The 14012-nt window shown below is 46.1% G+C and carries 13 protein-coding genes and 2 pseudogenes; 11 read left to right on the top strand and 4 right to left on the bottom strand.

Features of this window, described 5'->3' with window-relative positions:
* Positions 1 to 217, top strand: a pseudogene (locus AC1DLI_RS18410) (hypothetical protein); the annotation flags it as partial.
* A gap of 231 nt (positions 218 to 448) precedes the next feature.
* On the opposite strand, the gene AC1DLI_RS18405 reads toward AC1DLI_RS18410, so the two are convergent.
* Positions 449 to 1480 carry a LysM peptidoglycan-binding domain-containing protein gene (locus AC1DLI_RS18405; protein ID WP_477604998.1) on the bottom strand — a complete coding sequence of 344 codons (1032 nt, stop codon included), beginning with the start codon at positions 1478 to 1480 and terminating at the stop codon, positions 449 to 451.
* A 303-nt stretch (positions 1481 to 1783) separates the two neighbouring features.
* A complete protein-coding gene (gene blaOXA, locus AC1DLI_RS18400; protein ID WP_477604996.1) occupies positions 1784 to 2587 on the bottom strand; it encodes a class D beta-lactamase in 804 nt (267 codons plus the stop codon).
* A gap of 147 nt (positions 2588 to 2734) precedes the next feature.
* On the opposite strand from blaOXA, the gene AC1DLI_RS18395 reads away from it, so the two are divergent.
* Entirely contained in the window at positions 2735 to 4117 is a 1383-nt protein-coding gene (locus tag AC1DLI_RS18395) for an aminotransferase-like domain-containing protein (protein ID WP_477604994.1), read from the top strand.
* Positions 4118 to 4242: 125 nt separating this feature from the next.
* Here the strand turns inward: AC1DLI_RS18395 and AC1DLI_RS18390 are convergent, their stop codons facing one another.
* Together AC1DLI_RS18390 and AC1DLI_RS18385 are read right to left on the bottom strand one after the other, a co-directional pair.
* Positions 4243 to 4749, bottom strand: coding sequence for a metallophosphoesterase family protein (locus tag AC1DLI_RS18390; RefSeq protein ID WP_477605089.1), 507 nt, complete (start codon positions 4747 to 4749; stop codon positions 4243 to 4245).
* Between the two features lie 45 nt (positions 4750 to 4794).
* The gene (locus AC1DLI_RS18385; protein ID WP_477604992.1) at positions 4795 to 5133 is read right to left on the bottom strand and encodes a YrdB family protein; all 339 of its coding nucleotides are present in this window, start codon (positions 5131 to 5133) and stop codon (positions 4795 to 4797) included.
* A 389-nt stretch (positions 5134 to 5522) separates the two neighbouring features.
* On the opposite strand from AC1DLI_RS18385, the gene AC1DLI_RS18380 reads away from it, so the two are divergent.
* The 9 genes and pseudogenes from AC1DLI_RS18380 (at position 5523) to AC1DLI_RS18340 (ending at position 13930) form a co-directional block, all read left to right on the top strand.
* Complete coding sequence (locus AC1DLI_RS18380; protein ID WP_477604990.1) at positions 5523 to 7022, top strand: leucine-rich repeat protein; 1500 nt, start codon at positions 5523 to 5525, stop codon at positions 7020 to 7022.
* Positions 7023 to 7116: 94 nt separating this feature from the next.
* On the top strand, positions 7117 to 7686 hold the full coding sequence (locus tag AC1DLI_RS18375; RefSeq protein WP_477604988.1) for a DUF1572 domain-containing protein: 570 nt from the start codon (positions 7117 to 7119) through the stop codon (positions 7684 to 7686).
* 127 nt (positions 7687 to 7813) lie between these two features.
* Entirely contained in the window at positions 7814 to 8551 is a 738-nt protein-coding gene (locus AC1DLI_RS18370; RefSeq protein WP_477604986.1) for a phytanoyl-CoA dioxygenase family protein, read from the top strand.
* 132 nt (positions 8552 to 8683) lie between these two features.
* Positions 8684 to 8956, top strand: a complete 273-nt coding sequence (locus AC1DLI_RS18365) for a hypothetical protein (protein WP_477604984.1) — start codon at positions 8684 to 8686, stop codon at positions 8954 to 8956.
* Between the two features lie 186 nt (positions 8957 to 9142).
* The gene (locus AC1DLI_RS18360; RefSeq protein ID WP_477604982.1) at positions 9143 to 9991 is read left to right on the top strand and encodes a helix-turn-helix domain-containing protein; all 849 of its coding nucleotides are present in this window, start codon (positions 9143 to 9145) and stop codon (positions 9989 to 9991) included.
* A gap of 78 nt (positions 9992 to 10069) precedes the next feature.
* Positions 10070 to 10186, top strand: a pseudogene (locus tag AC1DLI_RS18355) (DNA-binding response regulator); the annotation flags it as partial.
* Positions 10187 to 10368: 182 nt separating this feature from the next.
* A complete protein-coding gene (locus AC1DLI_RS18350) occupies positions 10369 to 11349 on the top strand; it encodes an ABC transporter permease (RefSeq protein ID WP_477604980.1) in 981 nt (326 codons plus the stop codon).
* A gap of 19 nt (positions 11350 to 11368) precedes the next feature.
* Positions 11369 to 12247 carry a carbohydrate ABC transporter permease gene (locus tag AC1DLI_RS18345; protein WP_477604978.1) on the top strand — a complete coding sequence of 293 codons (879 nt, stop codon included), beginning with the start codon at positions 11369 to 11371 and terminating at the stop codon, positions 12245 to 12247.
* Between the two features lie 72 nt (positions 12248 to 12319).
* Positions 12320 to 13930, top strand: coding sequence for an extracellular solute-binding protein (locus tag AC1DLI_RS18340; protein WP_477605087.1), 1611 nt, complete (start codon positions 12320 to 12322; stop codon positions 13928 to 13930).
* The last annotated feature ends 82 nt before the right edge of the window (positions 13931 to 14012 follow it).

Here is a 14012-nt window from a genome sequence, read left to right as displayed (position 1 = left end):
ATGGATGGAGATGTTGAATATGAATGAAATGACAGGAAAATGGCTGGGTTGGATCGGCATCGTGTTAGCAATTATCGGTTTTTTCTACGCCCCCGTATGGATGGGCAGCATTGCCGTTATCTTCGGACTCATTGGCTTGGCTACCCCTAAAAAAGGACTGGCGTGGTGGTCGATCATTCTTGGAGTGATTGCGTTTATCATTCCTTMCTTTRKATAAGTAAACCCGGTACGGGGAGGATCGTTTTGAAAGGCAGGTATGTGACATCATGGTAACCCTTGCGAAGATCCCTTTTTCGCTATTCTACAACAATGAGGTATTTTGTACAGATGTATTGCTAGGTGTTAAGATAACGGACAGATCTCAGACACACACCTGCATATTTTCATAATACATCTCAATAATCTAGGCTCCGCTATGGCGGAGCCTTTTTTGTCAGACTTCGTTGACCTAAGCTTTTGGAATTTTCAGCACCGTGCCGGCTTTTACATCATCAATTTTTACAATATGATTGTAACCCGCAATGAACTTCACATATTTGTCGGAGCCGAAATAGATTTTGGAGATGCTGTAGAGCGTCTCGCCACTCTTTACGGTATGTACAGAAGTCTCGTAATCGGGTAAAGTTTCTGCTGCACCATTTTCTTCATCCAGCTTATAATTTTTCAGGGACGGAATACGGAGGTTGGTGCCTGCTTTCAAGCCTACATTTTTATCAAGCTTGTTTTCTTTCGCAATATAATCCACATATTTCGCCGATTTGTAAAACATTCTGGAAACCCCAGACAGAGTATCACCTACTTGGATTAGATAGGTAGCTGGCAAATTAATTTTCGAATAGTCTTTGGTTCCCTGCTGGCTGCCATCTATCGAGCCGGCTGATGATGACAATACTGGGATCTTAAGCGTATCTCCGGCTTTCATATCATTAATAAACACGATATGGTTATACTCTGCAACCAGCGCATAATGCTCCTTAGTTTGATAGAACTTCTCGGATATCAATCTTAGCGTATCGCCTTTTTGGACAACATAGGTGGTTGGAAGCTTAACTGTTTTAGAAGGGGCTTCCGTTGATTTATTGCCATAATCCTTTTTTTGTTGCGTTGGTTGTTCTGTCTGTGCAGGCTTAGGAGTTTCCGTCGGCTTGTCACCTTCTTTGACCGTTGTGTTGGATGCAGTAGGAGCAGGCTCTTCCGTCACATCTTTGTATTCCTCTGTAGACTCTTGTTCCTCTCCACTGTCAATGTCTGAGATGGGGTCATCTGCCAAAGGCGCGTTTCCGCTATTCCCATTATTAAGGGAATCCGAAGCAGCAAGCGGAAGCTTAGAATCAACTTTATTCATATATTTACCGTAAAATGCTCCGCAAATACCAACAAAAATGATGACAATCGCTAGATAGATGATAAGATTTGTTTGCTTTAAAGATGCCAGACTTCCTTTGGAACGGTTGCTTCTGCGTGTGCTTCTCTTATTCAAAACGTAATCTTCTCCTTTGTTCCTCAACTTAATCCTATTCTATCGGACTTATTGAACTCTATGGAATGGGCCTAAACAGCCAATTAATTAGTACCCAAAATGCTCTGTATGTAATGGCGCTGTAGTGGCCTGTACTTTTTATTAAGCTAACAAGCAGGATGGTTTAATGAAAACACGTCCTAACTACCTTTCTTGGGTTCACATCACTGTTCATTTTCCTTTATTTATCGTAACGCTATGCCCGTACGATGCCAAAGAGCCGCCCCGCGTCGAAAGACGGGTGCGGCCCAACGTGGATGGTGCTCACAAAATGCCGAGGTGCTTCAAGGCTTCCAGCGTGACCGTCTTGGCGGTCGTCCCGCTGCTGTCCACGTTAGCGGCGAACACCCAGTCGGTCTTCCCGTGCTCCACATAGCCCACATACCAGCCGAGGCCCATGTCGGACAGCCTCGTGCCCGTCTTGCCATGCACGGTGTAGTTGTCCTGGTCGTTATCAATCATGATGCGCTTGACGGTCTTCATCGTCTGCTCCTGGAAGGGCAGCGTCTCCTCCACGAGGTCTTCCATGAAGCCGGCCTGCTCCTCCGCCGAGATCTTCAGCGAGCTGTCCAGCCAAAAGGTATCGATGCCCCCGCTAATATCTATATTGCCGTAACGAATACGATCCACGTAGCTCTTCATCCGATCGATCCCGATATCCCGTGCCATCGCCTGGTAATACCAGATTGCGGATGCCCGCATTGCCGAACCCAGCGTATGGTCCCGATTCCACTCCTCGAACGGCCGGACGACGCCGTCCCACCGCTTCACATCATATTTGTCCCGCACCGCTTCCACCTCAAGACCGATGAGCGCGTTCGGCACCTTGAACGACGATTCAGGCGTGAACCGCTGCTGGCTCCGTTCGGGATTGCAGACGTAGACGCGGTCCGTCTTCAGGTTTTTAACGATCAAGGTACCCTGCACGTCATGGAACAGCTCCTTGCAGGGGAGCTTAGTCTCTTTCGGGGCGGCATTTACGGGAAGTGTGGCACTACCCGTTGTACCGGCGAATAGCAGGGCGGCGAGCGCTAGGACGACTCGGTTTTTCTTTTTCCAGGTAATCAAGTTGCATTCCTCCTCGGTCTTCTTCATAATGGCAAAACAGAAAGGCTCGTGTCGACAACACTGAGTATATAGGAATGTGCGGCTGGGCTGTACCGCCGTTTGTGGTGACTGTACCCGTACAGTTGGCAGGAAGGAGTGCAAGGGAAGATGCTGTATGAAGCGATTGTGGAACAGCTCCTGCGGGAGATGAAGGACGGGAAGATGAGGCCGGGGGACAAGCTGCCGTCGATCCGGGAAGCGGCGAAAGCATTCGGTTGCAGCAGAAATACGGTGATTCGGGCATACGGGGAGCTTGAGAAGAGGCACCGGATCTATGCTGTGCCCCAGAGCGGCTATTATATCGCGCACCGCAGCCAAGGCGGGGAGGATGCGAGAGGCGCGGCGGAGGTGCCTGACGTCATCGATTTCCAGTGGGCAGGCCCGGACCGAAGCGCCATGCCATACCGGGACTTCCAGCACTGCATGAACGAGGCCATTGAGCGGTACCGCGAGGACATGTTTACGTATTCGGAGGGGCAGGGCCTCGCCTCGCTGCGGCTCCAGCTGGCCCGGCATCTGCGGGATTTGCAGGTGTTCACGGCCCCGGAGCGCATCTATGTGGTGACTGGCTCTCAGCAGGCGCTGCATTTGCTGGTGGGGCTGCCTTTTCCGAACGGTAAGGGGAACATCGTCGTGGAACAGCCGGTGCATGCCGGCATGATCGAATCGCTGCGGGGATATCGGGGCGAAGTGTACGGCATCTCGTACGAGGAAGGCGGCATGGATTTGGAGCGGCTGGAGGCGCTATTCCGGGACGGGGACGTCAAGTTCTTCTACACCGTCTCGCGGTTCCACAACCCAACCGGGTACAGCCACACGAACGAAGCCCGCAAGCGCATGGTGGAGCTGGCGAAGCGCTATGACGTGTACATCGTCGAGGATGATTACATGGGCGACCTGGATGGCGATCCGAGGAATGACCCCATGTTCGCATACGATCCGTCCGGGTGGGTCATCTATGTAAAAAGCTTCTCCAAAGTCATGCTTCCCGGCCTGCGCCTCGGGCTGGCCGTGTTGCCGGACGGGCTGCGGGAAGGGTTCCTGCGGGCGAAGGCTGCGGCAGACGTACATTCGCCCTTGTTGACGCAAGGGGCGCTCGAGGTGTACCTAGAGAGCGGCATGTTCGCCGCCCACATCGGTCGGATGCGGGAGATATATCGCCGCAAAGCGGTGCTGCTGCAGGAAGCATATCGTAAGCATCTTCCGCAGGGAACCGCTTACACAAGGTCGTACTCCGGCTTCTATACCACGATTGGGCTGCCGGCCCCGCTCCGGGCGCAGGCAGCGGCCGACCACCTGCTGCAGCGCGGCGTGCGGGTCGATCCGGTCCAGCGCATGTACCTGCCGGAGTTCCGGCAGGACGATGTTCTCCGGCTGAGCGTCTCACAGGTGGAGGAAGGACTTATCGAGCCCGGCATACGAGCCATCGGTGACGGAATCCGGGAGCTGCTCAGGCAGCGCACGGGAGTGAGGTTTGTGAAGCGGGGGTAGGGGGAAGGTTATTTCCTTTACGAAAATCATATCGGCGAATTAAAAACACTTCTCGGTAGTTGTCGGCAAAAACGGAAGGAAGATCAAAGGGCTTTCCGATCTTCAAGCCAGAACGGACTATCATCCTACGATTTGTCATTGTAAAATATATGCTTGGCAGATACTGTTCCACCAGCAAGTTGAAATATGCCGAACGAATACAGGGGCTGCCTCCTCTTATCAGTAGGTGACCCGGGATTAAATACCAGCAGGCCACCTGAGCGCTTAAGTACTGGAATATGGGAATGGCCATAGATCAGCACATTCAAATGAACATTCTTGAAGGCGTCTAACGCACGCGCTTCCGTATTTATTCTTTTCCCATCACCATGTCCGTGAACGATACCCATTCTTACACCCTCGAACTCTAATTGCCTCTGCAATCCAAACTTGCGGATAATGTCTGCACTATCATTGTTACCTGCGACACCGTAGACCGGGGCGAATGCTACCAAAGCCTCGTACACGGAAAGGTTCGTCCAATCACCTGCATGAATGATAGCTTTTGCCGTTTTTAGCTCGCGAAGCAATCGATCCGGCAGTTTCTTGTTCATTCTGGGCATATGCGTATCAGATACGACGACGATTTTCATCCTCACCGACCTCGATTCCTTGTCTTCATATTCTTCATTCGTATTTCATATTTTCATCGAATAGACCAATAAAACAACGATCAATGCAACAACGAAAAAACCGACTGCTATTGTTTTCTGTCCAGATGCGTAAAGTGCTAAACTAGCCAACGAGAAAACTGCAATCTGAAGCAGGTGACGAACAGGAATGGTAACGGGGTAGGTTGCTTTGGGTGCTATGAAGAGTCCCCAGAACACCGCAATGACAAGTGGTGCTCCAAATCCCAGCGCGAATCTGACGATCCAACCTCGATTAAAATGGAAACCCCAATATCCTAATGAAAAGAGAGCGGCTAACTCAATTAAAAATAAGATTAATAGCACGATAGATTGAAATAGGATCAACTTTGTTCCCCCTCACATAAAACTAATGTCATTAGTTTTAGTTTAACTAATGATATTAGTTTTGACAAGGGATATGAAAATATTGTGGCCATTTCAACATCATAGAAAACCTATTATTATGATGATTCCCGTATTATGGCGTAAACGGAACGTTCTTGCTCCTTATCTTTGTTAAGCTAACTGGTAGTATTCTTCAGTGACTTCGTATGCTAACATATGGGTGAATTATTCATTCCGGGGGATGAGGGACTGAACTATTGAAGGTAAGAGAAGCGTGTTGAACAAACAAGGATCAGATTATTTGCCTGTCAATTAATAAAATGTCATATGCTATAATAGTATAACGGATTTTCGATTCGTCTAGTGCAGTCATAGGAGAGGAAATCAGAATGATGAAACATTTTACCCTTTATTTACTTATTTTCGTGCTATGTACGAGCTTTTCAAGTCAAGCCTATGCGGAGGCGGCTCTCAGCCAAGAAGTGGTCTTTGCTGACCCCAATCTCGAAACAGCTATTAAATCATTATTGAATAAAACCAGCGAAGAATCAGTTGCCAAATCAGATTTAGAGACCCTTACCGACGTTGATTTATCAAACAAAAAAATTAAGAATTTGCAAGGATTGGAGTATGCTGCAAATGTTACGCAATTAAACTTATCCCATAATGAAATTGCTGATATTTCATCTCTAATGGGGCTTTCTAAGATCCAAAGTCTCAACCTTAGGGAAAACCAAATCTCTTCGATTGAAGATTTGTCAGCTATGAAAGAACTGGAATCTCTTTATATTTCTTGGAATCAAATCTCATCCTTGGAGGTGTTGAAACAACTCCCCCGTCTGCGCGTGCTTTTTGCTAATAACAATCAAATTTCGAATATTCATGGTCTATCAGATGCCGTAGAAATGACTTTTTTGGATTTGAGCAGTAATAAATTCGAGGATATAGAGCCTCTCGGCAAATTAACCAAGCTGACTAATTTATACGTTGGTAATAACCAGATTCATGATATTTCACCACTTCGGCTGCTATCCACCAATCTAAAAACACTGACAGTTGACAATAACAAGTTTGCTGATTTCACACGGCTAGCGGAATTGGTCAACTTAACGACGCTATCAATTGGAGGTAACAAGATTACTGATCTTAAGCCGTTAGCGGGATTAGTTAAACTTGGTGACCTCAATGCGAGCAATAATAACATTAAAGATCTTGCTCCTTTATCGAGATTAGTCGGCTTGTCACAGCTGAACTTATCATCGAACTATATTTATGATTTGGAACCATTAAGGAATATGAAAGGTCTAGTTGCCCTCTACTTGAGCAACAATCGGGTTTGGGATTTAGAGCCAATTCAAAATATTGAATTTGATAGTTCTATCGAGTACTTCCATGGAGTAGAGCTGTATAACAACAACTTGGACTTGAGCCAAGGCACCGAAACATCCAAAATATTCATAAAAGTGAACAATATTAGTGATCTTGAAAGAGTTAAAAAGTCTCAGAGGAAGACGCAGCGCCTGGTAATTGGAAGCACTACAGCATATGTGGGCGACAGAGCTTACCGTAATACGGCAGCACCATTTATACACATGGGTCGTACTTATGTGCCGGTTCGTTTCATCTCTGAGAAGTTTGGGGCAAACGTAGGCTGGAACCAAAGCACTAAAGAGGTAACGATTCAAAAAAACGATAAAACGATACGTTGGGCTTTGGGGAACAGGCAAGTACGGGTGAACCAACACACCGTGCTGTTTGACTCACCTTTACTCTCGAGAAATAACACTACTTTTGTTCCTATACGCTTTGTTTCAGAACAGTTTAATGCTTCTGTTGAATACTTAGGCAGCAAAAAAATGGTCATTATTTTCGAGAATAAAGCAGAATAAGTTTTGAGTCTTAAGAAATAAACAGAGTAAAGGGCCATCCGCTAAGGGTGGCCCTAAAACTTGCCGTTACAGTTTAATTTGAGGAGGCGGAATAATGAATATTGGAACCGAATATTTAAAAATTGTAATTGAAAGATTTAAAAGTGTAAAAAGTCTTGGAGATAAAACGATAAACCAATTATCTGAAAAGGAAATATATTGGACTTATAATGACGAGTCTAATAGTGTTGCAATAATAGTAAAGCATTTGAGTGGAAATATGGTTTCAAGGTGGACTGACTTTTTAACTTCAGACGGAGAGAAGGAATATAGAAATCGTGATGAAGAATTTTTAGATGTTATATCTTCAAAATCAGAACTCACAGTTGTTTGGGAAAAGGGTTGGCAAACCCTAATTGATACATTAACCGATTTAAGAGAGCAAGATTTATTGAAAAATATATATATTCGTGGAGAAGCTCATTTGGTATTAGAGGCTATTGAGAGGCAAATGGCACATTATTCTTATCATGTGGGACAAATTGTTTATATTGGTAAACAAGTGAAAAATGAGATATGGGAAAGTCTCAGTATCCCAAAGGGGAAATCTGAAGAATATTTAAAACAAATGCTTGATAATCATCACCGAGAGCAAACAATCAAAGAAGAGGATAATCCTGTTTAAAAATACAGATTCGATTGGATAGTGCCGAAGATATGCATACTTTTTCGGATAGAATGAGAAGTAAATAAATGTCCCCTCCGTTATGATGGAAACAACGCAAGATTACATCATTTTGGAGGGAATAATAATGGCAAACGCGACACTTTCTGAGCAAGAGGTTCAATTTTATAAGCAAAATGGATATGCTCTCCATAAGAAACAGCTATTCAGTCAAGAGAAAATGGCAGAGCTGTCCGGCATATTCGAAGAGCAATGGGAGCTGGTTGGCAGAAAGCTGAACAGCGAGCTGGATACTCCACATTTCCGTGACGAGCGGCTGCTGAAATTTCTGTTAAGCGATGAAGTGCTAGATTTGGTTGAGCCGCTAATCGGGCCAAATATTGGATTGTGGTCGAGTCATTTCATATGCAAGGAGCCGCTGATTGGCAAGCAAACGCCATGGCATGAGGATTCCGCTTATTGGAACGGCCGTCTTAGCAGTTTTGACAAAATCGTAACCGTGTGGCTGGCAATCGACCGCAGTACAAAGGAAAACGGCTGCATGCGCGTTATTCCCGGTACACATACTGACGGATTTTCCGAATATGAAGAGGTTGATGGAAGCCAAAACATTTTTAGTACCGAAATAAAAAAAGTAGATAATGAAAAAGCCGTTTATTTCGAATTAGAGCCGGGCGAAAGCTCGGTGCACGATTCCCGCATCGTTCATGGGGCAGCTGCCAATACGAGCGAGTTTCGCCGATGCGGCTATACGATGCGTTATTTCTCGACAGATGCCAAGGTATATGAGGAGAAAAACCAAAATCATAAAATTTGGCTTGCAAGAGGCAAGGATCTGGCAGACAATCCATTCATAAATGTATAATGATCGAAGCTAGAAGGAGCTGAACTTCATGGAATTGAGGCCGATAAAGGCGTTATGAGGAATGGCTGGCACTTACGATGAGCAGTTAGCACGCGCGGCGGAAGCCGGATATGCTGGCATCGAAGCCGCGCGATGTTTACGCCTTGGACAACGGCAAGATTGCTGAAGCAATTTCCTGATTTGTCGATTACGGCAGATTTTAACCACTGGGTAAACGTATGCGAATCGCATCTGGATAATCACGAGAATGAGCTTGCGCTTGCGATGAAGAGGACCATTCACATTCATGGCCGGGTTGGGTTCCCGCAAGGACCGCAGGTTCCGCATCCTGCTGCTCCGGAATATAAAGCAGAGCTTGCGATGTTCACAAATGGTGGCAGCAAATATTCATTGACCAAGCGATGAAAGGGAAAGCGGAAGTTACCTTCACGGCTGAATTTGGACCTCCTGGCTATATGCCGACAGAGCCGTTTACCAATAAGCCGGTCACTGATTTATGGGAAGTCAATCAATGGATGACGGACTACATTTCCGCCAAATTTGCGGAGTGGTTTAACGTTAAGAACAAATGAGCATGAAGGGGGAATAGGGATGGRTAACAATAAAGCACCAGAGAGACTGCTTAGCAAAAACTTTTTATCCTTGTCGTCCCCCTTCCGTATTTATAAGCATGTGATCGATCACAAAATTGATACGCATTGGCATGAGTTTTTCGAGATGGGCTTTATCGTATCAGGCCGCGGTACTCATATTCTTAACGGCGAGTCATCTCCTTTGGAAAGAGGGATGGCTTTTCTGCTTACAACCGCCGATTTCCATGAAATTATACCAGATGAAGGCGAAACGATACGTCTGTACGATTTTATATTTGAGGATTCATTCATTCGTCCTGCTTTAACCGAAATGCTTTTTGAAGAGGCATCTCATTACGCTTATACTTTTGAAAGCGCACAAGCTGGCATGATTGAAGCTGAGTTTGATCGTATTTGGGACGAATCGCTGCTCTGGCAGTTAGGCAGCGACATGATTGTTCAAGGCAGCTTTGAGCGGATACTGATTGAGCTATTCAGACAAACGAGTCAAAAAAATACGGCAGCGGAAAACGTTACTGTTCGCGCCGTCCATCCTTCTATAAGGAAATCAGTTATCTACATTCAGCATCATTTCCGTGAGCCGATTACTCTCCATAAAGTGGCAGAGCATGTCGGGCTCTCGGCAAATTATTTCAGCGAATGCTTCCGGAAGCAAACCGGAACTTCATTCCAAGAGCATCTTCAAGAGAAAAGGCTGCAGTTCGCCAGAGCTCTGCTAGGCAGCACAACGCTGCCAATAACGGAAATCTGCTACGCCTCAGGCTTTAATACGATGCCGAACTTCGAGAGGTTTTTTAAGCGAATGTTTGGACTAGCGCCGCGCGATTATCGGAAAAGCAATAAATGAAAACCTTCCATTCACTTTTCAAAGTGTAGGGAAGGTTTTTTTGCGCATGTTAAGTAATTCCAGCAACTTATCCGCGACTTGTTAACAGCTAAGTCGGATATTTCGGACAATGTGATCGGGATGGAGCTAGGTGCCGACGACTATATTACGAAGCCATTTGATATGCGCGAAGTGATTGTCCGCATCCGAACATTGTGAGATAAAAATTCATTAAGCTAACGGGACACTCAAAAAAAGAGTTTAATTTAGCTTTGATTTAGGTTCGAAATTCACGAATTCAGTGTGAATGGCCTTAAAAAATGACAACGCTTTCTTAAGAATGTTGTCTTTTAAACGCTAGAGCAGGAGAGTAAGATTAACACAAAGGAGGATAGCACATGAACTTTGAGACGAAATTGGCAACACCGTTTAAAGCAAAACGCCATCAGCAGCTTTGGAAGCGCTTCAAAAAACAAATTGTGCTTCAATTATTTGTGGGAATGGGCATGGTATTCCTGCTGATATTTTCCTTCACGCCGATGTTCGGGGTCGTGATGGCTTTCAAGGACTACTCGATCGTCACCGGCATCAAGGGGATTTTTACGAGCGATTGGGTGGGTCTTAAATATTTTGACGAATTCGTCAATGATTATCGATTTGGTCAAATTGTTAGAAATACGCTCGTCTTAAGCTTCCTCAAAGTGATCTTCGCGTTTCCGGCGCCTATCTTGTTCGCGATTCTACTGAATGAAGTGAGACATATGGCGTTCAAACGGTTTGTGCAAACCGTAAGCTATCTTCCGCATTTCATTTCGTGGGTCGTTGTGGTAGGCATCGCGTTCTCTTTTCTATCAGCCGATATCGGGATCATAAACAAGTTACTGGTCAAAATCGGTCTCATTGACATGCCGCTGGATATCCTGACAAACGCGAACTATTTCTGGGGACTAGCTGTCGGCAGCGCGGTGTGGAAGGAAATGGGCTGGTGGACGATTATTTTCCTGGCGGCGATAGCAGGCATCAATCCTGCGCTTTATGAGGCGGCTCAAATCGATGGCGCGGGAAGACTGTCCCGAATTCGACATGTTACGTTTCCTGGCATCAAAGGAACGATTGTTGTGGTGCTAATTCTGACAATTGGCAGTATTCTTGGGGGCGGACTGGTAGGATCCAACTTCGAACAGGCCTACTTGCTCGGCAACGATGTCAATAACCCGACGTCAGAAATCGTACAAACCTATGCATTCAAGGTCGGGTTGGCGGATGGCAGATTTTCCTACGCTGCCGCAATCGATCTGATTCAGTCGATTATTTCCGTTCTGCTGATCTTCTCCAGCAATTACATTGCGAAGAGAGTTTCGGGCTCGAGCCTATTTTGAAGACAAGGAGGGCAGTCATTTGCTGACATCTCAGAAACAGAAGGATATGCTGCTGGACAGCGTCATTTACGTTTTATTGTTCTGCATCATGATCGCGACTTTATATCCGTTTTATTACGTACTGGTCATTTCGTTCAACCAAGGCAAGGACTCCTTGCTCGGCGGCATCTATCTGTGGCCCAGAAGCTTTACATTGGAGAACTACGCCACGTTCCTTACGGATTCCAATTGGTATAATGCACTGTTCGTTACCGTTGCCCGTACCGGAGTAGGAACGCTGCTCGGCGTGTTGTTCACCTCTCTAGTCGCTTACGGATTGTCGCATAAGGACCTTCTGTTTAGCAAAGGTTACTTTGCCGTTATCATTTTTGCCATGTACTTTTCGGGCGGACTGATCCCTTATTACGTCGTACTGCGATCGGTCGGACTTCTGAATACTTTCGGTGTTTATGTTATTCCATCGATGCTTAGTACCTTCTTTTTGCTGATCGCAATATCCTTTTTCCGGGAAATACCCCTTGAGCTAAAGGAATCCGCATATATAGACGGGGCAAACGAATTCGTAATCTTCTTTAAAATTATTCTTCCGGTTTCAACTCCCCTTCTTGCGACCATGTCGCTATTTCTCGGGGTGGGACAATGGAACTCGTGGCTGGATTCGGCCTATTTCGTGCAATCGGACTCTCTGAGGACGCTGACCTTCAGGATGATGGAAATCATCAACAAGAGCAACATCCCGATTGAGTCTGTAGGTGCCGCGGCCAGCGCGTCCGGCGTCACTAATTATTCGCTGCAGGTTACATCCATGGTGGTTTCGATCGCCCCAATCGTTTGCGTTTATCCTTTTTTGCAAAAGTATTTCGTCAAAGGCATCATGCTGGGGTCGGTGAAAGGTTAGTCGATCGTCAATATCGTTATTAAAGCACACGCTTTGATAATATAAACAACAAAACATGGAGGGGTTTTCTTGATGCGAAGTCAACGAACAAAACTGTTGGTACTGTCAATGTCCATTATCATGCTGCTGACTATTTTGTCCGCATGCAGCGGAGGTAACTCGGGCGAAGGCAGCAATAAGGGCAGCAATACGAGCCCTAATGTTTCGGCCGAGGATCCAGGCGCTGACAATTCGGGCACCGAAACGGCTGACGGCAATCAGGATGTCGAAGAATTGACGTTATTCATTAACCACAGTTGGTACCCTATAAAAGAATGGAAAGGATCGGTGGCCGATAAAATCACGGAGAAAACCGGCGTTAAGCTCAAGGTTACCGTAGCTACGGATGATAAACAGCTGCCGCTTATGATCGCATCCGGCGATTTGCCCGATCTGATTTTCACAGCCTCCGATATTGACAGGCTCTCTAATTCAAACATTTCGTATCCGTGGAATGAGCTGGTCGAGAAGTATGCGCCGAATTTTGAAATCGATCCCACGCGGATCGCGATCAATACGATGGAAGACGGCAATTTCTATACGATTCGTAATGCATTCGCAACTAAGCAGGAATGGGAGACGAACAAGTATGCGCTTGGCAATGACGGCACTCCGGGTATAGCCGTGCGCGAGGACATTATGAACGAACTTGGCAACCCGGAGTTGAAGACACTGGACGACTTTGTAAAGCTTCTGGGCATGGTGAAGGAGAAACATCCTGAGTTGGTTCCCCTCGTCATGGATAAAAACTGGATCGAGTCTTATTTCATGACACAGTTTGGCATCGAAGCCGGCTTTGGATCCTGGTATGAAAATGAAGGGAAAGCAGAGTATTACCTTAAACATCCCAAAATGCTTGAATTCTTTAAGTTTATGAACAGCCTATACCGCAACGGATATATTTTGGCGGAAAATTTCGCGCACGCCAACGATCAAATTGATGATGAATACGCGGTCAGCGGAAAAGCCTTCGCGCATAGCCATACGGTCAGCGTTGCGGAACGCGACAACATCTCCACCAAGCAGAATGGTGCGGCTTATACGTTTAAGATGATCCCGAGCTCGCTATCGGAAGAAGCCGTGCGCGTGAGTACGGGGGTAGGCTGGTCCGGAACTTTCATTACGAAAAACAATAAAAATCCTGAGAAATCAATCAAACTGCTGCAGTTCCTCGCCAGTGACGAAGGAAAGAAACTTACCATGTTCGGCATCGAAGGCGAACATTGGACATGGAACGAAGAAGGGTATCCGAATCTCAAATACAATACGGCTGACTCCGATTTCGTCAACAGTAACGGCATTAAATGGTGGTTCCTTTATTCGGATGCAATTGTAGAGGGACTTTGGGGGTATGTACCGGGTACGCAAACAACCCAGGCTTTGCTGGAGACGAAGGCGATAACCACGTACAAACCGGAAGTCGGAATGATTCAGGTCAAGGCCGATTCTGAAGAAAAAACGATCAAAACAAAGATCGACGAGATGGTTACCAACGAGAAAGTGAAAATCTATCTCGCGAAATCCGAAGAAGAGGCCGTTCAGAGCTATGAAACGATGATGAAAAACGCCGAGAAGATCGGGCTGCAAAAGCTTGACGCTTGGGCCAACAAAACGTTCGAGGAGAAACAATCTATGTTTAAATAACGCGGAAAATCCGGTAGGGGCCTTCTAAGCCTCTACCGGATTTTGCAGGCTCATGATACGCTAAAAAGGAACAGATGAGGAT

The organism is Paenibacillus sp. 01T443, from assembly GCF_056398325.1.
The sequence above is the reverse complement of the archived record's forward strand: the minus strand, read 5'-3'. Positions and strand labels throughout refer to the sequence as shown.